Annotated in this window: 18 protein-coding genes and 7 pseudogenes; 15 read left to right on the plus strand and 10 right to left on the minus strand. The window is 67.6% G+C overall.

Annotated features, from left to right (window positions below; all coding sequences use genetic code 11):
• Positions 1–584: 584 nt before the first annotated feature.
• Both QF027_RS48940 and QF027_RS48945 read left to right on the plus strand, forming a co-directional pair.
• Positions 585–1,109, plus strand: coding sequence for a GNAT family N-acetyltransferase (locus QF027_RS48940; protein WP_307082138.1), 525 nt, complete (start codon positions 585–587; stop codon positions 1,107–1,109).
• Positions 1,110–1,295: 186 nt separating this feature from the next.
• A pseudogene (locus QF027_RS48945) lies at positions 1,296–1,442 on the plus strand (IS5 family transposase); the annotation flags it as partial.
• 134 nt (positions 1,443–1,576) lie between these two features.
• Here QF027_RS48945 and QF027_RS48950 read toward each other — a convergent pair.
• On the minus strand, positions 1,577–2,392 hold the full coding sequence (locus QF027_RS48950; protein ID WP_307082139.1) for an IS481 family transposase: 816 nt from the start codon (positions 2,390–2,392) through the stop codon (positions 1,577–1,579).
• On the opposite strand from QF027_RS48950, the gene QF027_RS48955 reads away from it, so the two are divergent.
• Complete coding sequence (locus tag QF027_RS48955; RefSeq protein ID WP_307082805.1) at positions 2,361–2,489, plus strand: hypothetical protein; 129 nt, start codon at positions 2,361–2,363, stop codon at positions 2,487–2,489. The two genes, QF027_RS48950 and QF027_RS48955, sit on opposite strands and share 32 nt — an antisense overlap.
• 464 nt (positions 2,490–2,953) lie before the next feature.
• On the opposite strand, the gene QF027_RS48960 is transcribed toward QF027_RS48955, so the two are convergent.
• Positions 2,954–3,124 (minus strand): hypothetical protein, encoded by a 171-nt coding sequence (locus QF027_RS48960; protein ID WP_020121623.1) that lies wholly within the window; start codon positions 3,122–3,124, stop codon positions 2,954–2,956.
• A gap of 493 nt (positions 3,125–3,617) precedes the next feature.
• Between QF027_RS48960 and QF027_RS48965 the strand changes: the two genes are divergently transcribed.
• From QF027_RS48965 to QF027_RS48975, 3 genes are all read left to right on the plus strand, one after another.
• The gene (locus QF027_RS48965; protein ID WP_306972337.1) at positions 3,618–4,151 is read left to right on the plus strand and encodes a phosphoribosyltransferase family protein; all 534 of its coding nucleotides are present in this window, start codon (positions 3,618–3,620) and stop codon (positions 4,149–4,151) included.
• A gap of 248 nt (positions 4,152–4,399) precedes the next feature.
• On the plus strand, positions 4,400–4,804 hold the full coding sequence (locus QF027_RS48970) for a hypothetical protein (RefSeq protein ID WP_306986847.1): 405 nt from the start codon (positions 4,400–4,402) through the stop codon (positions 4,802–4,804).
• Entirely contained in the window at positions 4,746–5,033 is a 288-nt protein-coding gene (locus tag QF027_RS48975) for a DUF1048 domain-containing protein (protein WP_306972336.1), read from the plus strand. Before QF027_RS48970 ends, QF027_RS48975 begins: the two co-directional genes overlap by 59 nt.
• A gap of 87 nt (positions 5,034–5,120) precedes the next feature.
• Here the strand turns inward: QF027_RS48975 and QF027_RS48980 are convergent.
• Positions 5,121–5,984: pseudogene (locus QF027_RS48980) on the minus strand (IS701 family transposase); the annotation flags it as partial.
• Here QF027_RS48980 and QF027_RS48985 point away from each other — a divergent pair.
• Positions 5,972–6,775 (plus strand): annotated as a pseudogene (locus QF027_RS48985) (thiamine pyrophosphate-dependent enzyme); the annotation flags it as partial. The pseudogenes QF027_RS48980 and QF027_RS48985 sit on opposite strands and share 13 nt — an antisense overlap.
• Before the next feature lie 82 nt (positions 6,776–6,857).
• Here QF027_RS48985 and QF027_RS48990 read toward each other — a convergent pair.
• The gene (locus QF027_RS48990) at positions 6,858–7,145 is read right to left on the minus strand and encodes a hypothetical protein (RefSeq protein WP_306972335.1); all 288 of its coding nucleotides are present in this window, start codon (positions 7,143–7,145) and stop codon (positions 6,858–6,860) included.
• A gap of 31 nt (positions 7,146–7,176) precedes the next feature.
• Here QF027_RS48990 and QF027_RS48995 point away from each other — a divergent pair, with 31 nt between their 5' ends.
• The 4 genes and pseudogenes from QF027_RS48995 (at position 7,177) to QF027_RS49010 (ending at position 8,645) form a co-directional block, all read left to right on the plus strand.
• Positions 7,177–7,335, plus strand: a complete 159-nt coding sequence (locus QF027_RS48995) for a hypothetical protein (RefSeq protein WP_307082142.1) — start codon at positions 7,177–7,179, stop codon at positions 7,333–7,335.
• Positions 7,336–7,356: 21 nt separating this feature from the next.
• Positions 7,357–7,659, plus strand: a pseudogene (locus tag QF027_RS49000) (AbfB domain-containing protein); the annotation flags it as partial.
• Between the two features lie 14 nt (positions 7,660–7,673).
• Positions 7,674–7,814 (plus strand): annotated as a pseudogene (locus QF027_RS49005) (IS5 family transposase); the annotation flags it as partial.
• A gap of 102 nt (positions 7,815–7,916) precedes the next feature.
• On the plus strand, positions 7,917–8,645 hold the full coding sequence (locus QF027_RS49010) for a DUF2625 family protein (protein ID WP_306972333.1): 729 nt from the start codon (positions 7,917–7,919) through the stop codon (positions 8,643–8,645).
• A gap of 22 nt (positions 8,646–8,667) precedes the next feature.
• On the opposite strand, the pseudogene QF027_RS49015 reads toward QF027_RS49010, so the two are convergent.
• Positions 8,668–9,447 (minus strand): annotated as a pseudogene (locus QF027_RS49015) (IS5 family transposase); the annotation flags it as partial.
• A gap of 129 nt (positions 9,448–9,576) precedes the next feature.
• On the opposite strand from QF027_RS49015, the gene QF027_RS49020 reads away from it, so the two are divergent.
• The 4 genes from QF027_RS49020 (at position 9,577) to QF027_RS49035 (ending at position 12,661) form a co-directional block, all read left to right on the plus strand.
• The gene (locus QF027_RS49020) at positions 9,577–10,476 is read left to right on the plus strand and encodes an IS701 family transposase (RefSeq protein WP_307082144.1); all 900 of its coding nucleotides are present in this window, start codon (positions 9,577–9,579) and stop codon (positions 10,474–10,476) included.
• 49 nt (positions 10,477–10,525) lie between these two features.
• Positions 10,526–10,882: a hypothetical protein gene (locus QF027_RS49025; protein WP_307082147.1), complete on the plus strand. Its 357-nt coding sequence runs from the start codon at positions 10,526–10,528 to the stop codon at positions 10,880–10,882.
• 218 nt (positions 10,883–11,100) lie between these two features.
• Entirely contained in the window at positions 11,101–11,652 is a 552-nt protein-coding gene (locus QF027_RS49030; protein ID WP_306972330.1) for a glyoxalase superfamily protein, read from the plus strand.
• Positions 11,653–12,244: 592 nt separating this feature from the next.
• Positions 12,245–12,661, plus strand: coding sequence for a hypothetical protein (locus tag QF027_RS49035; protein WP_307082149.1), 417 nt, complete (start codon positions 12,245–12,247; stop codon positions 12,659–12,661).
• A gap of 383 nt (positions 12,662–13,044) precedes the next feature.
• On the opposite strand, the pseudogene QF027_RS49040 reads toward QF027_RS49035, so the two are convergent.
• From QF027_RS49040 to QF027_RS49060, 5 genes and pseudogenes are all read right to left on the minus strand, one after another.
• Positions 13,045–14,207 (minus strand): annotated as a pseudogene (locus QF027_RS49040) (RICIN domain-containing protein); the annotation flags it as partial.
• Positions 14,208–14,597: 390 nt separating this feature from the next.
• On the minus strand, positions 14,598–16,031 hold the full coding sequence (locus QF027_RS49045) for a glycoside hydrolase family 43 protein (RefSeq protein ID WP_307082151.1): 1,434 nt from the start codon (positions 16,029–16,031) through the stop codon (positions 14,598–14,600).
• A gap of 122 nt (positions 16,032–16,153) precedes the next feature.
• Positions 16,154–16,291 carry a hypothetical protein gene (locus tag QF027_RS49050; protein ID WP_306972325.1) on the minus strand — a complete coding sequence of 46 codons (138 nt, stop codon included), beginning with the start codon at positions 16,289–16,291 and terminating at the stop codon, positions 16,154–16,156.
• A 314-nt stretch (positions 16,292–16,605) separates the two neighbouring features.
• Positions 16,606–16,998 carry a hypothetical protein gene (locus QF027_RS49055; RefSeq protein ID WP_307082153.1) on the minus strand — a complete coding sequence of 131 codons (393 nt, stop codon included), beginning with the start codon at positions 16,996–16,998 and terminating at the stop codon, positions 16,606–16,608.
• Positions 16,999–17,430: 432 nt separating this feature from the next.
• Entirely contained in the window at positions 17,431–18,525 is a 1,095-nt protein-coding gene (locus tag QF027_RS49060; protein ID WP_306972323.1) for a tartrate dehydrogenase, read from the minus strand.
• Between the last annotated feature and the right edge of the window lie 3 nt (positions 18,526–18,528).

An 18,528-nucleotide genomic window follows, 5' to 3' on the forward strand; every position in this document is an offset into this window, starting at 1 on the left:
CGGTTCGTTGGGTCACCGGCACGTTGGGACGGCTTCGCGCGGGATGCGGGCCGTCGTGTGCTGAAGCGGGGGCGGCGGTCACCGAGTCCGCCCCCACCCCGAGAAGCACGCACCGGCCGGGATGAAAGCGTGGCGGACGTGGGGGCTCATCCTCGATGACTTCGCCATGCGCCAGCTGTCCCCGTCCCAGGCCGACGACCTCTACGAACTCGTCTCCGAGCGGCAAGGCCGGTCCTTGATCATCACGAGCGACAGGGTACCCAGCGACTGATATCCGCTCTTCCCCAACCCCGTCGTCGCCGAGTCGCTCCTGGACCGGCTGATCAACGCCAGTCACCAGGTCATCATGAACGGCCCCAGCTACCGGCCGAACAAAGGCCCCAAGACCCCGCTGGCAAACCTCACAAACCTGCGACCAGCTTGGCCCCCTCGAATCAGCCGGACAGCCCCGGGGAGACCCTTCTCGTCCAACAGGACGTTCTCCAGGGGGAGTTGAATCTGGAGCAACGCGAACCCCCCGCGAACTCGGCAGCCTGCCGAATAACAGCTGGGCCCACGGCGAGTCCGACGGGCATCATGGCGAGATGCCCGAGCTGATCGATCCGACAACCGGCCTGCGGACGTCATTCCTGGCGGCGGTGGCCGAGTTCCGCGCAGATCGCGACTACCCAACTCCATGGTTTGCCAGCGACGTTGACTCACCAGCCCTGACCGACACCGCGGCCTTCGCCACCTATGTGACGCGTGTGCTGAGCGAACGCGACGAGGCAGCCGGGCGAGCCGATTGGTTCGTGCCGATGACCACGCTGTGGTGGGCCGAGGGCGACCAGATGCTGGGCAGACTGGCCATCCGCCACCGGCTGACGCCGGCACTTGAGAAGGCCGGCGGCCACATCGGCTACGACGTGCGACCCAGCGCGCGCCGACAGGGACACGCGACCGCGATGCTCGCCGCAGCGTTGCCCATCGCTCGTTCGCTCGGCATCACACAGGCGCTCCTGACTGTCGACGAGACGAACGTCGCCTCCCGGCGCGTGATCGAAACGAACGGGGGCCGGTTCATCGACACAGTCGGCGAGAGACGCCGCTACTGGGTGCCTACATCCTGAGACGCCGGTCTTCCGGACCACCGCTGATGGCGACCGACTCAGACCCGGGCTGCGAAGCCACGGCCTGGGGAATTACGTGACCGCAGCCCTGGGGAATTACGTGATCGTCCACACGGATCGGGCAGGCGGGCATCGCCTGACCAGCGCCGTCTTCACCTTGAGGCGGGCCGCAACGAAGTCCCGAGCCTCGCCCGCGACTACGAACGCCACCCGCACCGCTTCCAAGCCATGATCCATCTCGCGTGGATCGACCTCATGTCCCGCAGACTCACCGGCGAAGCCACCCTGAACTGGCGCGGAACCTGCCCCAGGACGGACCAAACACTCATTTAGTTGTGATGTCTCATGACGTTGGTTCCACGAAGTCCTCGAACGTCAGCTTGCCGAGGGAGGGTGTCGAGTGGTTCCGGCGGCTGGTCGAAGGTGACGCGGTAGTCGCTGCCGGAAGTTCGGCTGATCGGTGGCTTCTAACCGAGGGCGGTGTGCGGACCCTCGTGGTTGTAGTAGTTGAGGAAGTCCGCGAGTGCGACGCGGCGTTCGTGCTCGGAGCCGTAGTCGCGGACGTAGGCCCACTCGCGCGCCAGGGTCCCGTTGAAGCGTTCGACCTTCCCGTTCGTCCGCGGGGTGTACGGGCGGGTGCGCTTGTGCTTCGTCTTGGTCGTGGCGAGTGCGGCTGCCCAGGCCCGGGATCGGTAGCAGGAGCCGTTGTCGGTGAGGACGCGGTGGATCGGGGTGATGTCGTGGGCGGCGAAGAATGCGACGGCACGGTGCCAGAAGGCGGCGGCCGTGACGGCGCGTTCGTCCTCCAGTGCCTCGGTGTAGGCGAGCCGGAAGTGGTCGTCAATCGCGGTATGCAGGTAGGTGTAGCGGACCTTCCCGGTGCCGGGGCCAAGGCGTTTGGAGGCGCGGGCGGCGTCGGTGCCCACGCCGTGCATCCGCCACCCGCCGCCGGTGGGGATGCGTCCGAGCTTCTTGATGTCGACTTGGACCATGTCGCCGACGCGGTCGTGTTCGTAGCGGATGATCTCGCGCAGCTGCTCGCCGGTCGGCGGGTCGAGGTCGCGCAGCCGGTTGAGTCCTCGTCGGACCAGGATGCGGTGCGCGGTGGCTGGCGCGACCGTGATGCCGTGCAGCCGTTGGAGGTCGGCGGCCAGCCGGGCGGGCCCGTGCTTGGTCTGCCGCCGCAGTGCCTCCACCAGGTCCGCGATTGTCCTCTGCGGTCCGGGCCGGGCTCGTGACCGGTCGGGAGGATTGGTCGAGCAGTCCATCGGACGCGTCGGCATCAGCGCGGACCTCTCGCCCGCGTACACCCAACTCGCCACCTGGCGCAGCCAGACCCTTCCCGACACCGTCCGTCGCCGTGCCGCCGCCCGCCGCTGAGACGGCACCAACCCAATGCGAGCAAAGGAGTCGACATGTAGACCCCGACGATCCACGGGCGCGAACTGAGCGCAGGAGACGATCTGGGACACGACCAGGTTTCCAGACTGCTGTCACGACGAGATGACCGTCGAACCGCTCGATGAAGGCTTCACGGACTACCGCTGCGCTACCTGTGGCGGCGTGCTCACCACCGACGAGAAAAGCGTCGTCTTCGACATCAGCGGCTGACTGCCACCCGCCGCTCACGCGCACCAATCTCCCGAGACATCACACCTAGGCCGATTTGTGACTGGGGTCCGGTGGTTTGGAGGCGCAGGTCTCACTGCTTCACCGGGCCCCAGTTATGAGGCCGGTTCCCGGAAAGGTGATAGTTACACTGTTTGCCCAGTGATCTCCTGATCCGGGACATGCTTGTGGCTCCGGATGCATCCGGAGCCACAAGCATGTTGCTGCTTGGCGGGTTACCAGCGATACCAGCGGCCCTTGCGGCCGCCCGTGTCGGCGGAGCGCATAACGAAGCCCAGCAGCCAGACGACCAACACGATGACCGCGAGCCACCACAGTGCCTTCAGCGCGAAACCCGCGCCGAAGAGGATCAGAGCCAGCAGAAGAACGACAAGCAGGGGAACCATAGTTATCAACCTCCGTCGCTCCTCGTGCCCGGCGAATTCAAGAACACACGGTCGATTTCCCTGGTTTCTTCACTGCTCATGCGGGCACTGGACTCAGTTACTCCACGGCGTTCACCTCACCGTCGGACCGAGTTGAACGCGTGGGCGACGGTACCGGCGGTAGCGACCAGTCCGACGCCTTCCGCCGGCGCACGATCGATGAGCCCGCGGGTCTGCTACAGGCCACCCGATCGGCGCAGCCTGGCGGCCGGAGGGCGGGGTACTGGCACGGTTGGCCCCAGGGCGTGTTCTTCCTGCCGCGCTGCTGGGCTTGCGGGACGGTGCCGCAGTCATCCCCGAGTCGGCTGCGGCACCCGTCTTGGCTGCACTTTGGTCGCCGCTTCGGGTCCAGATCAGGATCGCGGCGAAGGTGGAGTGTCGGCCACCAGTCTGCATTTCCCCGAACGGAGAATCCGGTTGCCCGGACTGCAAGTCCGTCCGCAGACTCGCGATCATGATGTCTCACGCACGTCGCCTCGCCCTTGAACGCTTCCGGTGGATTGGCGGCCATGCCGACGTCTGGCAGATCTTCCGCGACCCCGGGGCGCTCGCCGCGGTGGTCGGCGGCCTGGCCGAGTCGTTCCGGGACGACGGCGTCACAGCCGTCTGCGGCATCGAGTCCCGGGGATTCCTGCTCGGCGCGGCGGTGGCCGTCGAACTCGGCGTCGGCTTCGCCGCAGTACGCAAGGGCGAGGGAATCTTCCCGGGGGAGAAGCTCACCCGGCGCAGTGACCCCGACTACCGGGACACCCGCCAGGAGCTGCGCCTGCAGCGGGGGGCGGTGGGCCCCGGGGACCGGATGCTGCTGGTCGACGACTGGATCGAGACGGGCAGCCAGGCGTCGGCCGTGCGGTCGATGGTCGAGCAGTGCGGCGGCCACTGGGTCGGCTGCACCGTCATAGTCGACCAGACCACCCCGGCCTGCCGCGCCGACCTGGGCGTCCGCAGCATCCTTACCGCCGCCGACCTTCCGGCATCGGAGGGGTAGTCCTGACAGGTGTCCGCCTGGCAGGTTGGTCAGCTGAACTCTCACCCCGCCCCCTTGGAGGGCAGCTTGTGACCTGACCCCCACCGGCGAACCCCTCATAGCACCACCGCCTACGCACAGGCGGTCATGACGCTGGGCCCCGCAGCGATCAGACAAGAGGACGAGTGAACCCACCTCTTTCCTCCGCCGGTGCTCCGTCGCGGTCCGACCGCGGCGGGGTACCGGCCCCCGGCTGCATGCTGGCACTCATGGTGCCCCTCATCCTCGTGCTGCTCGCTGCGGGGACGCTCATGATCATGTACCACCGCCAGAATGACGCCAACGGACGCCGTGAGAACGAGGCACTGGAGCAGATAAGGAGGCATGCGAAGTCGTACGAGGACGATGTGCAGAACGAGGCGCAGAACGGCTACCCGAGCGAGGACCGGACAGGTGCCATCGCCCAGCGGAACCACAGCAGCCTCATCTCATACGGGCAGTCGGCACAGTCTCTGACCACTGTCGTCGAGTTCTTCGCGACGTATGAGGACACCAGTTTCTTCGGTACCTCACCCTCGAGGGCCTACCGTTGCTACGTCTTCCGTTTCCAACCGGATGCCAAGGGCGGAACAAGCCGGACGACACTTCCCGTTCAAGAATGCAATTCCACCTGACCGGACAACCGCCAATGGGTTTGTCGCCCACCCCTTTCCCTATTGGCGCTTCACCGGCCGCAGTCTGATACCGATCCTCGACTTCGCCATGGGACTGCTCGAAGTGTCGGCAGCGGACGGACAGAGCATCCACGAGGTGCTCGGCGACGACATCCAGGGCTTCTGTACAGCGCTGGCCGGCGCACGCTTGATCTTTAACCTCCGGCGTCGAATGGTGCGTCGAAATTGATCCCTCGGGCCGGTAACTGCCCTACGCAGAAGTGGCCTTCTTCTGAATATGTGCTCCGACTAATACTCCAGCCGTAGTTCGTGATCTTCATTCCTGAGTGGCTTGTCGTCGGTAGTGGCTGGCTTGGGATCGGGCCTGGTGGCGGCGTCGCCAATTCGACCAACCGAGCCGGTGGGCTGTGTCGTGGACGGGTCGGACGTCGAGGGTGATGAACAGGCGCTGGATCTCGTTGCAGGTGAGCGGAATGAGGGCATCGGGTGCGCGGCGGGTGTGCTCGTCTGCGCGTACGGCGGCGAGGAAAGCGTGCGCGAGCATGGGCAGGGTGACCCAGCGGGACCAGGAGGCATAGCGGTGGACCTGGTGCTCGTCGAGTGCGGCCAGGCCCTTGCCCGACTGGAAGAACTCCTCCACCCGCCATCTTGATCCAGCGACTCTGACCAGCACGGTCAGCGGCACGGACGTGGGCGAGTAGCAACGGTCGTAGGCGAGTTCGCCGGTGCTGCGGTTACGGCGGATCATCAGCTGCCGACTCCCGGGGCGGAGGTCGGCGAGGTCGATGACTGCCCAGTCGTAGGAACGGGGGCCCTTGGCCCCGGCCCCTGCGGAGAGCTTCTGCCAGGCCCGCTTGGGCACCTTCTTGGCCAAGATGTCCGCACGGAACTTCCCCGCACCGGTGGTGACTTCGTGCGAGCAGGCCACCGCGAGGACGTAGCCGGTGCCGCGTTCCTCCAGTGCGGTTCGCAGCTTCGGGTTGCCGCCGTAGACCTCGTCGCCGGCAACCCAGGCAGCCTGATGGCCGGCGTCCAGGAACCGGGCGACCATACAAGTGGCCAGCTCCGGCTTGGTGGCGAAGGTGGTGTCCTCGGCAAGGCCCGCGGCGCGGCAGCGGTCGGGGTCGGAGGTCCAGGAGCGCGGCACGTAGAGTTCCCGGTTCACTGCGGCGTGGCCGCGTATGGGTGGCCACGGGTGACGGTGACGCGCTGTCCATCGGCGGCAACCACCTCATCCACGCCCTGCGCCGCAACGTCAACTTCAAGATCCTCCTCTTCAACAACCGGATCTACGGCCTGACCAAGGGCCAGTACTCGCCCACCTCCGAAGTCGGCAAGGTCACCAAGTCGACGCCGATGGGCTCCCTCGACACCCCCTTCAACCCGGTCTCCCTCGCCCTGGGCGCCGAGGCATCCTTCGTCGCCCGCACCGTCGACTCCGACCGCAACCACCTCACCGAGGTCCTGCGGCAGGCCGCCGACCACCCCGGCACCGCCTTGGTGGAGATCTACCAGAACTGCAACATCTTCAACGACGGCGCCTTCGAAGTCCTCAAGGACAAGGAGCAGGCCCAGGAGGCCGTCATCCGCCTCGAGCACGGCGAGCCGATCCGCTTCGGCACGCCTCTTGCGGACGAAAGGGGCGCCAAGGGCGTCGTGCGGGATCCTGCCACCGGCGACCTGAAGATTGTCGATGTCACGCCGGAGAACGAGGCGCAGATCCTGGTCCACGACGCCCACTCGGCGTCCCTGACCACGGCCTTCGCGCTCTCCCGCCTCGCCGACCCGGACACCCTGCACCACACCCCCATTGGCGTGCTGCGCTCGGTCGACCGCCCGGTCTACGACACCGAGATGGCCGAGCAGCTCGACACCGCTGTTGAGCAGCAGGGCAAGGGCGACCTCGCCGCCCTCCTTGCCCGCGGCGACACCTGGACTGTGCGGTCGGCTCCGGGCAGCCACCCGCTATGACAATCCGTCAAAATGTAGTGCCGGGGCCGGACATGGCTACCACCCAGAGCTTACTCCGCTATGGCGAGAGCCCGCCGCCCGCTCATGGGGCGGGTGCGCCGGGAGCGGTGCCGGTGTGGCTGATCGACCTTCCGCGGACCCGCGACGCGGCGGACGGCGGCCGCGATGTGCTGGACGCGGAGGAGCGGGCCAGGGCGCGCGGGTTCGTACGCGACTGGGCCGGGCCCCGGAACTGCGGTGTGCATATCGCGCTCCGCCGGTTGCTCACCTTGCGGCGCAGCATCAGGTCCTTCGCGGCCTGCACGTCCTCCAGGTCGTGCTCCAGCCCGGACAGCAGGAGATTGATGGCTGGGGTCGTGGCCCGCAGCACGGCCTGGCCGTGGCGCCCGGAGCATCTGGCGGTGGCCCCATCATGGACCTTGCGTGACGTCGACACGCTGGCCGGAGACTACGGTGTCACCGCTCTGGACCTGCTGTCCGGGCCGACCAGGGCGTGCGAGGCGCTGCCGTCCGACCGGCGCACCAGCACCCGGGCCGGGGTGAAGGGAGGCGGACGGTGAGCGACTACGACGCGATCGATTCACCGCGTGGTGAGCGGACTGAGCGGTACCGACACCGTCTCCCTGGAATCGGTGAACTTCCCCGGCCACTATCTGCGCCACAAGAACTTCGAGGTGTGGCTGGAGAAGAGCGACGGGACCACCACCTTCAAGAACGACGCCAGCTTCACCCAGCGGGCCGACCTGTCCGACACTGCGGCCGGCGTCTCCTTCGAGTCGTACAACTACCCCGGCCGCTACATCCGCCACCACAACTACCTGCTCTACGTCCAGCCTGCCGGCACCACGGCCGCGAAGGCGGACGCGACCTTCTACAGCCAGTGAGCGTTGTTCAACCTGATTACGAGGCCCTGCCCAGCCGCTCCGAAGCCGTGATCCACCTCGCCATGACTGACCTGATGGCCCACCGCCTCACCGGCGAGAACACCATCTCTTGGCGCGGCCCGACACCGCATACCAAACAGCCGATTCCGGGATAGAACACCGAGATAAGAGACCTCTGAGAGATCATCTCGTTTGGTGGATCGAAGTGAAGGTGCCCCGGCGGACTGCGTCTTCAGTGCTGGTGCGACGATGCGGGGATGCGCGAGGTCGATGAGCTGCTCAACGTCGATGATCCAGCCTGGCCGCTCCTTCTCCAGGAGCTGTCCGGCACTGACGTACCAGTTGAGGTGCTGCCCGGAGATGCCGAGACAGGCCGTGCCTCGCTGTTGCAGCTCCAGGTCTCGGCCCGGTCGAATCTGGGCGGGATCGTCTTGAATAGCGGCGGTCTGCTGGTCGACAGCGGCTGGTTGCGGATCTTCGGAAGCCCGGGTGCCGCCCACGCCGAGAGGCTGCCGGGCCTGGCGGAGATCAACGCGATGCCCTCGACGTTCGATCCTGCCTGGCGGCCGGGGGCGGGACTCGTGGTTGCGCATGATGTGTTGGGCGGGGTGTTCGCCCTCAACGGGGGAAACCCCCGTGAGGCCGGTCGGCCCGGCGAGCCGGGCGAGCTCCTGTACTTCGCCCCCGATTCCCTTGGCTGGGAGGCGCTGGGCGCCGGGCACTCGGCCTGGCTGTCCTGGATTCTCTCTGGAGGGCTCCAGGAGTTCTATGGGGGCCTGCGGTGGGACGGCTGGCGCAGCGAGGTGTCCGTGCTGAACGGCCGGCAGGGATTGTCGTTCTTCCCGCCGTTGTGGTCGGCCGAGGCCCGCCAGGATCTGCTGGCGACCCGTCGCCGAGCGGTGCCCATGGCGGAACTCCTGGGGCTGAGCCGCGACTCGTGCCTGCAGTTCGACGGCGCCGATCCGGGGTTCCTCGGAGTCGCATGAACCGGCTCACGCAGCGAGACGCCCGGTAGCAGATGAGCGTAGCGGCGATGCCGGCGAAGGCGAGGAAGTGTTCGGCCTTGCGCTCGTAGCGGCGGTGCAGACGGCGGCATCCGGCAAGCCAGGCCACTGTGCGTTCCACGGTCCATCGGTGACGGCCCAGGCGCTGGGAGGACTCGATGCCCTTGGGCGATGCGCGGGGTGATGTTCCGGGAGCGTAGCCAACAGCGCAGGTGGTCGTAGTCGTACCCCTTGTCGCCATGGAGCTTGGCGGGTCGTCTTCGGCGCGGCCCGCGGCGGGAGCGGATGGGCGGGATGCCGCGCACCAGGGGTTCGAGCCCCTGGCTGTCGTGGGTGTTCGCGGCGGAGATCCCGATGGAGGGGGGCAGACCGGTCCGCTCGGTGATCAAGTGGATCTTTGATCCCTTCTTGCCGCGATCTACGGGATTCGGACCCGTCAGATCCCCCCTTTCGTCGCGCGCATGTTCATGGAGTCGATGGCACACCGGGACCAGTCCAACTCGCCACGCACGCCGAGTTCGTCCAGGACCAGGCGGTGGAGCTTGCCCCATACTCGGGCCCGGCTCCACTCGGTAAACCGCCGGTGCGCGGTCGGCCCGGACGGGCCGAAGACCGGCGGCAGTTGCCGCCAGGTACACCCCGTCGTGGCCACAAACAGGATCGCCGCCAGCACTTCGCGATCACCGTAGCGGCGTCGGCCGCCACCCTGCGGACGCACCGGCGCAGCCGGGACCACCCGCTGGAACAACTCCCACAACCCATCCGGCACCAGACGCCCCACCATCGCCATCACATCCGCCAGCCTAGTGATCAAGCCAGTTGAGACGATCTCTTAGTACTCCAGCTGCAGATCGCGATCTTGCTGGTCGGGGCTGGCCCGGGAACAGGTGCGGCCACCGGTGATCATCGGTGTGTGAAGACAGAAGATCAGTCGGTGGCCGCAGGTCACAGCATAGATCCTGGCCGCTGGCAGGAAGCATTCGAGATCCTGATGGGCCGTATCGCGGGACGGTTCGGTCGGGTGGAACCCCGGCGCCGGGCACGGGCGTTCGTGCTCGGACTGCTGTCGGATCTGCCGCGCAAGAACTGCTGGACGATCGCTGAGCAGGCCGGGGATGCGACCCCCTACGGTCTGCAGCACCTGCTGTCGAGGGCCAGGTGGGATGCCGACGCGGTACGCGATGACGTCCGCGACTTCATCGTCGAGCAGTTGCACCACCAGGACGCGGTGCTGGTCGTGGACGAGACCGGTGATCTGAAAAAGGGCACGCACACGGTCGGCGTGCAGCGCCAGTACACCGGCACCGCCGGACGCATCGAGAACAGTCAGGTCGCCGTCTACCTCGCCTACTCCACCCCGCTCGGGCACGCGGCGATCGACCGTGAGCTGTATGTCCCGCGTTCCTGGACCGAGGGTGCGGCCCGCTGCCGGGCAGCCGGGATCCCCGACGCCGTCGGCTTCGCCACGAAACCCGCCCTCGCCGCCCGCATGATCGGCCGAGCACTGGACGCCGGCGTCCTCACGTCCTGGGTGGCCGGCGACGAGGTCTACGGAGGCAACCCCCACCTGCGAACCAACCTGGAGAGACGCAAGATCGGCTACGTACTCGCCGTCGCCTGCGACCTCCTACCCGCGCGGGCAAGCTCCGCGCCGACACCCTGGTCAAGAAGCTGCCGAAGCGGGCCTGGCAGGACCTCTCCGCTGGCGCCGGAGCCAAAGGGCACCGTCTCTACGACTGGCCCTGGCCGACATCGCCGACGACCTGCCCGGCCACCGCCAGTTGCTCGTCCGCCGCAACCGGCGCACGCGTGAACTCGCCTTCTACCGCTGCTACTCAGCCACCCCCGTTCCGCTGTCCACCTTGGTGCGGGTCGCTGGGCGCAGATGGACGGTCGAGGAGACGTTCCAGGCCAGCAAAGGCTTGGCCGGCCTGGACGAGCACCAGGTCCGTCGTTGGACTTCCTGGCACCGTTGGGTCACCCTCGCCATGCTCGCGCACGCCTTCCTCGCCGTGACCGCAGCCGCCGAACGCCGACAGCACCCAGCGCCCGAAGACCTGATCCCCCTGATCGGCAACGAAATTCAGCATCTGTTCGCAGCACTGATCAACCCGGCCCACGACCTCGCGCACCGACTCCGCTGGTCGAGGTGGCGACGGCGCCACCAGGCCCGCGCCCGCACCTCCCACTACCGACGACAAGCAACCACTCAACCCTGACCTGCCGCAGAGTCATGAGGTGAGGGCGAGGCGCTGCGACAGTGGTGCCATCGCGTCAGGCCACCCGGTACGATCGGTGGCGGCCTGGTGCAGCCGGCCGCTCGCGCCTTTCAAGGTTGGGTGAATGCACCGTGGGTCGCCTCGCCTCGGCTCACTGAACGCGGCACCGGCCGACAACGCGAGCATCGGCAGGATGGGCCGCGTGGAAAGCCGACGCGATGACGTCCCCTACCACTGACCACGCCAAGAAACTCGCCAGACTCCTGCGCGAGGACCTTGCCACAGCGGGGATCGAGATCCCGCACAGCCTCGCACTCGAACTGATCGCCCACCAGCTCGGCACCAAGGACTGGAACGTGCTCGCCGCCCTGACGAGCCGCGCAGCAAGCCCTGTCACACCGGACATCAGCCCCGGCGTGCCGGTCCTGCGCGTCATGTCCGTCGCACAGGCACTGCCGTTCTACCTTGACTTCCTGGGCTTCGCCCTGGACTGGGAGCACCAGTTTGAGCCCGGGCTGCCCCTGTATGTGCAGATATCGCGCTCGGCAGCCGTGCTGCACCTCTCCGAACACCACGGCGACGGCGCCCCCAACAGCGTGGCCTGGATCCCGGTGCGCGATGTGTCCGCCCTGCACAAGGAATTGCTCGCCCGACCGAACGCACCAGCACGTCCCGGAATCGATCCGGACGCCCCCGGAGGGCCGACACTGCAGGTCATCGACCCGTACGGCAACATCCTGAGATTCGCGCAGCTGCCATCCGGACAGTAATCGAGCCCGGCAGGGCGCGCCGCAGTACGCGGTGCGCTCTGCCGACACGGTCCTCCACACGGACATTCCACAGAGCGACAGCAGCAAGATCGCGATCTACAGCTGGAGTATTAGTTGGCCGGTCTGAGCATCACAGATGGCCACGAGGCCTGACGCGAACGCAGCGTCTCCAAGAGGCCCGATGCTTCTGATGGAATGTCCCTTAGCTCTCACAGCGGTGCGCGGATACGTCGCGACAGCCGCAGGTACGGGGAGGGGGAGGGGCCATGACGAATGGGCACGAGCCTCGCGAAGCAGCCTTCGGCTCACTGCCGACGCGCGCCCTGACCCGTGAGGCCGGGCGGGCACGGCATCTCTTGGCCGCCGGGAAGTGGCGCCCTGCCGCGGCGGACTCCAAGGCAGCAGCGGCCGTCCTGGCCCGCCTCGCGGCCCCACTCCCGTCCCGGCGGGCAGCGGCCATACGGACGCTTGCCATGGACCGGGACCGGCGACTCCAACGCATCCTGCGCACTACCCTCCACCACCTCGACGCAGGTGCCGTCAGCCCGCCCGCAGCCGCCCTCCTGGCGGCTGTCGCCCGAGCATTCCTGCCTTGGCACGCCGCGCCGAACCCACCGGCCGCAGCGGCGGCGCCAAGTACGGGCCCCCGGCGGGGAGGGCAGACGACCTGACCTTGCCACCGACAGAGGCGGGCGAGGCCCTGCTCCCCGATCTGATCGAAATTTTCGCCGTGCTGGCCTCGGCGAGCCCACCTGGGACCGTCTCGCTCACGCCCTCGGTCGAGCCCTGGCATGTCCGGTACGCGGGCCGTTTCCGTCGCTACGGTAGACCGGCCTTCGGGGTGTGGACGGCCGAGACCGTCGACTGCCCGGCGTGCGGGGGTAAGTCCGGCCCGTGGACGGTGACCTGCGACTGGCGTTTGATCTCGCTGGGCTGCCCGTGCGGGGTGGTCACCCACGAGCACGGCCTCGCCTTCTCCGAAGTCTGGCTTCTCCTGCCGGACGCGTGACCGGGCATCGTGGCCGACCGCACAACCTCGCCCAGTTGGCCAACTCGAATGCTCACTGGCCAACTGAAGCGCTCGATCACAGCTGTTCGGCCGGGCGGCGTGTCCGAGATGACAGTGAATTCGAATAAGCGATCTAATGCTGGTATGGGCGCCACCCGCTTCCCTGACGACCTGGTGCAGACGCAGCACGCCTGGAACGCCACCTATGACGCGCTCGCCGCACCTCACCGCCGTGACATCACCGCCTTGCGCCGCCTGCTGCGCCTGTCTGTGCGGGCACAGCGCCCACGGCGCCGACAGCCGACGGGCGGCGAACAGGGACTCCAGTGCGGCCCTGCGCCGCCGGAACCGATGCTGGCCACCCCCGTGACCTCTAAAGGGGCTCAGGTGGTGGGCACGAGGCGCCCCTGCTGGCAGTTGTTGTTCAGCCACGTCCACTGCCGTACGTCGGTGCCGTTGGCGGTGCCGCAATTCGCGACGTCGGCGACCTTACCGCTGTTCTCGTTGACGATCCGGACGTAGTCGCCGGTCGCCGTGTACACGAGGCGGTAGCGCTGGCACTTGTTGTTGAGCCACGACCACTGCCGCAGGTCCGCGCCGTCGGCGCTGGAGCAGTCGGCGGTGTCGATCACCTTGCCGGTGGCCACGTTCACCAGCCGGTTGGTGTCGTCGGCGAGGTCCTCGACCTTCCACTTCTGGTTGGCGCCGCCGTTGCAGCTCCATTGGAAGACGTTGGTGCCGTCGGCCGTGTTGCCGCCCGAGAGGTCCAGGCACTTGCCGCTGTTGCGGTTGACGAGGGTGTACGACGTCGGGGTCGCCGCCGTCTCGCCGGAGGGGCCGGCCAGCGTGGTGCCGAGCGCGACGGGCGTGCCGGCGCCTGCCGTCGGCGTTCCAGGTGAACTTCTGCGCCCTGGTCGTGCGTTCGTTGCCGCAGCTGCCGTTCGCCGTGTTGTTGGCGTGGTAGACGATCCAGTTCTCGGTGCCGTCAGGCGAGGTGAAGACACCGTTGTGGCCGCGGACGTAGACGCCGTTCGCGTCGCTGCGCTGGAAGACGGGCGTCTGCTTCTTGGTCCGGGAGGCCGGGTCCAGCGGGTTGGAACCGGTCAGTTCCAACTGGCCGAGCTTGTAGTCGGCGGTCGAGCAGGAACTCGCGGAGTAGGTGAGGAACGTTCGGCCGTCGTGGTAAAGCGGTTCGGGACCCTCGTTCACCGCGGCGCCCTGGGTCTCCCAGCTCAGCGTGGGGCTGGAGACGATGGTGAAGGTGTTGCTCGCGAGGGTGTACGGGTTGCTCATCGGCGCGATGAGCAGGCTCTGCTTGCTGCCGTCCACGAACCCGCGGGCGACGAGGTGGAGCTGCCCGCCCGCCTGCAGCACGCTCGCGTCGATCAGCAAGCCGCCCGACGAGAGGTTGGAGCCGGCGAGAGCGCCCTTGTAGGGGGCCCAGCGGGTCGGTTCCGGCGCTCTCCAGGACGTGGGTGCGCTGGGAGTTGCAGCAGGCGACACCGCTCTGGCCTGCGGAGTAGTACAGGTACCAGTGGCCGTTGAACTGGTCTATGAAGTCACCCGTCCGCTATTTCGAACATGGCTCGTAACTTCGGCCAGAAGGTAGGGGATGCGCATGTTCTCGTCAACGGTTTCGACAGCCCCACTGACATCGAACTCAATCCAGAAAGCAGCTGTCACTGCAGAGCAGGATCGGGGAACCCTAGTCGCCCCGGGTCCGCGCGGGACCGGCAATCGAACAATTTCCTTCCGGCTCGACAACTCGCCGCCTAAGGACTCCTGATACGTCCGACCGCCGGCCAATACGAGAGGTTCTTCACCGTCGCTGCTCTCGCCTAAAAAACCACTCGGTGATGGGATGCCGGCGCCTTCCCCGCCGGAGGGCGGGCGGCAGGCGGAAGGTCGCCGCGAGGGCGCCGGCATCCCTGTGGGGTCAGCTCGTCACGCGGAAGGTGGCGTCGCCGCGCCCCGTCGCCGTGGAGATCGGCTCGAGCTTGAGTTCGTACGCGTAGTGGCGGATGTACCGGTCGGGGTAGTTGTAGGACTGGAAGGACGACCATGTCGCGTCGGCGAGCCCGGCGACCTGCTTGAAGGTGGCGTCCGCGGCGAAGCCGGCGGTGCCGTCGTTGTAGACGAGCTGGAAGTCGAACGCGGAGTGCCGCAGGAAGTATCCGGGGAAGTTCACCGACTCGAAGGAGACGGTGCCGGTGCCCGCCAGGCCGGTCCGCATCCGGAACTGGGAGTCCTCGCTGGTACTGACGTTCTGGTCGATGCGCACGTCGAAGTTGGTGTGCCGCACGTACCGGTCCTGGAAGTTGAACGACTGGAGCCGGTTGGCCGTCGTGTTGGGCCAGCGTGCGAGGACGCGGCTCTCCTCGGCGGCCGTCAGGTTCATGATCCAGCCGTGGCGCTTCTTGGTGCCGCCCATGTTGTAGCTCGTCGACGCCTGCTTCTGGTAGGCGGCCGGGTTGGACGGGTCGGTGGTCAGGACCGGCATGTAACCGCCGCCGGTGGCGTACTGGTCGAGGTAGAGGGCCCACTGGTTGCTGCCGTTGAACTTCATCCACATCGGGCCCTCGACCTGGGAGCCGCTGAGGCCGACGCCGGAGAGGTTGCCGAGGTTCGTCCACGTGCCCAGGATCGAGTTGCTGCCTTCAAGAGTGATCTGGCCGTCGCCGGAGGCCCGCACGTAGCGGTAGTTGCCCACGCCGGACGGCACCTCGATGATCTGGGTGTCGATGATGCCCTGGGTGCCGGGGCGGTCGATGTAGACCTGCGGGGTGGTGATGGTGCGGAAGTCCGTCGTGTGGGCGGAGTAGATGCGGTGCTTCGTCACGCCGTTCAGCGGCGCGTTCGTCGCCCAGTACAGGACGTAGTCATTGCTCGCCGGGTCCCAGATCGCCTCGGGCGCCCACGCGTCACCGGCGCCTGGGATCGCGTCGGCGACGTTCAGGAGCCGCGGCTGCGACCAGGTGACCAGGTCGGTGGACTCCCACACCACCAGGTTGCGGCTGCCGTTGGTCTGGGAGTCACCCCATCCCTGCCCGCAGCCGATGCACAGGTCGGTCGCGACGATCCAGTACTTGCTGCCATCAGGGGATCTCACGAATGCGGGGTCGCGCACCCCCTTCGTGCCGACCGTGGAGCGCAGGACCATGCCGCCGCCGTTGAGGTCGTTCCAGTGCAGACCGTCCGTGCTGTGCGAGAGGTACATCTGCTGATTGGTCGACCCATCCCCGGTGAAGTGCACCATCAGGTAGCCCGGGTCGGCGGCAGCGGCCCGCTCGGGTGTGGTCAGGGCTTGGGACGTGAAGAGTAGGCAGGCGGCGACCAATATCGCCGCCAGCCGGCCGAGGAGCCTGGCCATGTGCGTCTCCTGTCGTACTACGGGTGCCATGAACGAGTGAAAGTGGAGTCGGGGGCGAAGCCGGTCTCCGTACCTGCGGGTCAGAGCCTGCTGTCGCGTGACGTGGAACGTCGTGTGGCCGGTCAACGGCCGAGGAGCGGGAGTTTTCGCCCGAGCGTGGCAGCGACCGAAGGCGCCGCGGCGGCAGGCTGGGTGACGCGTGGAGTCAGCAGGGCCGGTCGGGGAGCCACGAGAGTGACCCGGTAACGGGTGCGGTACACGGACGTCTCCTTTGACGGCCAGCGGGTTCGGTATTTCGAACACCGTGCGCAACTTCGACCAGAAGATAAGTTTCGGCCAAGAGCACGTCAATGGGACTGGCCAGTTTGCTGACAAGTTGACACTCGGAGGGGGCTTATTGGTGTACGGAGCGGCGGCTGGCCCGGTGTGCTGCTGGTTCGCTGACAGGCGAGGTGGGCGGCTTCGGTGGGGAGGCCGGGTGTGTGAGCTGGGGTTGTGTCTTGTGTGCCGAACGGGGCTGGGTTCGTTGAAGGTAGCTCTGGCGTGAGCAGGCCCGGCTTGCCCTTTGTGCTGGTCAGGGCTGTTGTGCTGGAGGATCGAATTGGTCCAGGACGACCAGAGGCAGGTGTGGGTGCTCACCAAGCGAGGACACCGCGAGGGGAAGAAGCTGCTGGAGCCGAAGGGCATACGGGTCTCGGTGCTGCGCGAAGAGGAGTACGACCCGGTCACCGGGGAGCTGCTCGGCACCGGCTATGACGACCACGCCGCGGCGGTCACCTCCACGGCCGCCGAACTTCACCGCGCTGGGATCGGGCACCGGCTCGGCTTCCAGACCGAGATCGGCCACCGGCTCGGCAACGGGTACGTGCAGCGGGCCGACCTGGTGGTGTGGGCGCCGGCCTCGAAGGTGCCGGTGCTGCTGCTGGAGATCGACCGCCGCACCGAGGACGCCCACGACCTGGTGCACAAGCTGCGCCGGTACTGGCAGTGGGGCCGACTGCTGCCCTCGGACGCGGACAAGCACACGGCGGCCCTGGCCCGCTCCCGGCCGGACGCGATCGAGCACATCGACCACGAGAAGCGGCTGTGGCGCCGCATCTACCCGCCGACCGGCCGGGAGGGCTTGGCGCCGGTGGCGTTCGTGTTCGCGGACACCAAGGTCGACAACACCGTCAAGGTGCTCGAGGAAGCCGGCCGCCGCTACTGGGCACCGCGCCGGTACGAGACCTACCACCGGGGCATCCCACCGATGAGTGCAAGGAGATGGAGGTCGCCCAGGGCCCCCTGGACACAGCACGCGAGATCAGTGACGGGGTGGCCGTCGTCGCGGCTGCCGGCCTCGCTCTTGGCGCCGGGGATCCCCATCGGCGGTCCGAGGGAATCCCGCGCTTGTCCGCGGTCAGCGGTTCAGCGCGTCGATGAGGGCCTTGGTGACGTCCTCGGTGGTGGCGGTGCCGCCGACGTCGCGGGTGAGGATGCCGGCGGCGGTGGTGGCCTCGATGGCCTTGTTGAGGCGGGCCGCCTGGTCGGGGAGGCCGAAGTGTTCCAGCATCAGTGCGGCGCTGCCGACCGCGCCGATCGGGTTGGCCAGTCCCTGGCCCGCGATGTCGGGGGCGGAGCCGTGGACGGGCTCGAACATGCTGGGGAAGCGGCGCTCCGGGTTGAGGTTGGCACTCGCGGCCAGACCGAGGCTGCCGGCGAGGGCGCTGCCGAGGTCGGAGAGGATGTCGGCGTTGAGGTTGGAGGCGACGACGACGGAGAGGTCCTCGGGCTTCAGCACGAACTTCGCGGACATCGCGTCGACCAGGACGCTCTCCGTCTCCACGTCGGGGTAGTCGAGCGCGACCCGCTTGAAGACGTCGTCCCACAGGACCATGCCGTACTGCTGGGCGTTGCTCTTGGTGACGGAGGAGACCTTCTTGTGCAGCCGGGTGCGGGCCAGGTCGAAGGCGAACCGCATGATCCGCTCACAGCCCACCTCGGTGAACAGGGCCGACTGGACGGCGACTTCGCCGCCCGGTCCGCGGCCGGAGAGGTTGCGGCCGCCGAGACCGGCGTACTCGCCCTCGCTGTTCTCGCGGACGACGACCCAGTCGAGTTCGGTGTCGTCGGCCTTGCGCAGCGGGCTCTGCACGCCGGGCAGGAAGTGCACGGGGCGGATGTTGGCCCACTGGTCGAAGTTCTGGCAGATTTTCAGGCGCAGGCCCCAGAGGCTGATGTGGTCGGGGACGGTGGGCCAGCCGACGGCGCCGAAGTAGATGGCGTCGAAGTCCTTGAGGCGGTCCAGGCCGTCGTCGTCGATCATCGTGCCGGTGCGCTCGTAGTACTCGCAGCCCCAGGGGAACTCCTCCCAGGCGAAGGTGAATGCGGCGTCGGTGCCGCGGGAGTCCTGGGCCAGGGCGTCGAGTACGGCGCGTCCTGCGGCGACGACTTCCTTGCCCACGCCGTCGGCGGGGATGGCGGCGATGCGGAACGTGCGGGGTGCGGTGGTCACGGG

Origin of the sequence: Streptomyces canus (assembly GCF_030816965.1) — a bacterium.
Taxonomy (GTDB): Bacteria; Actinomycetota; Actinomycetes; order Streptomycetales; family Streptomycetaceae; genus Streptomyces; species Streptomyces canus_E.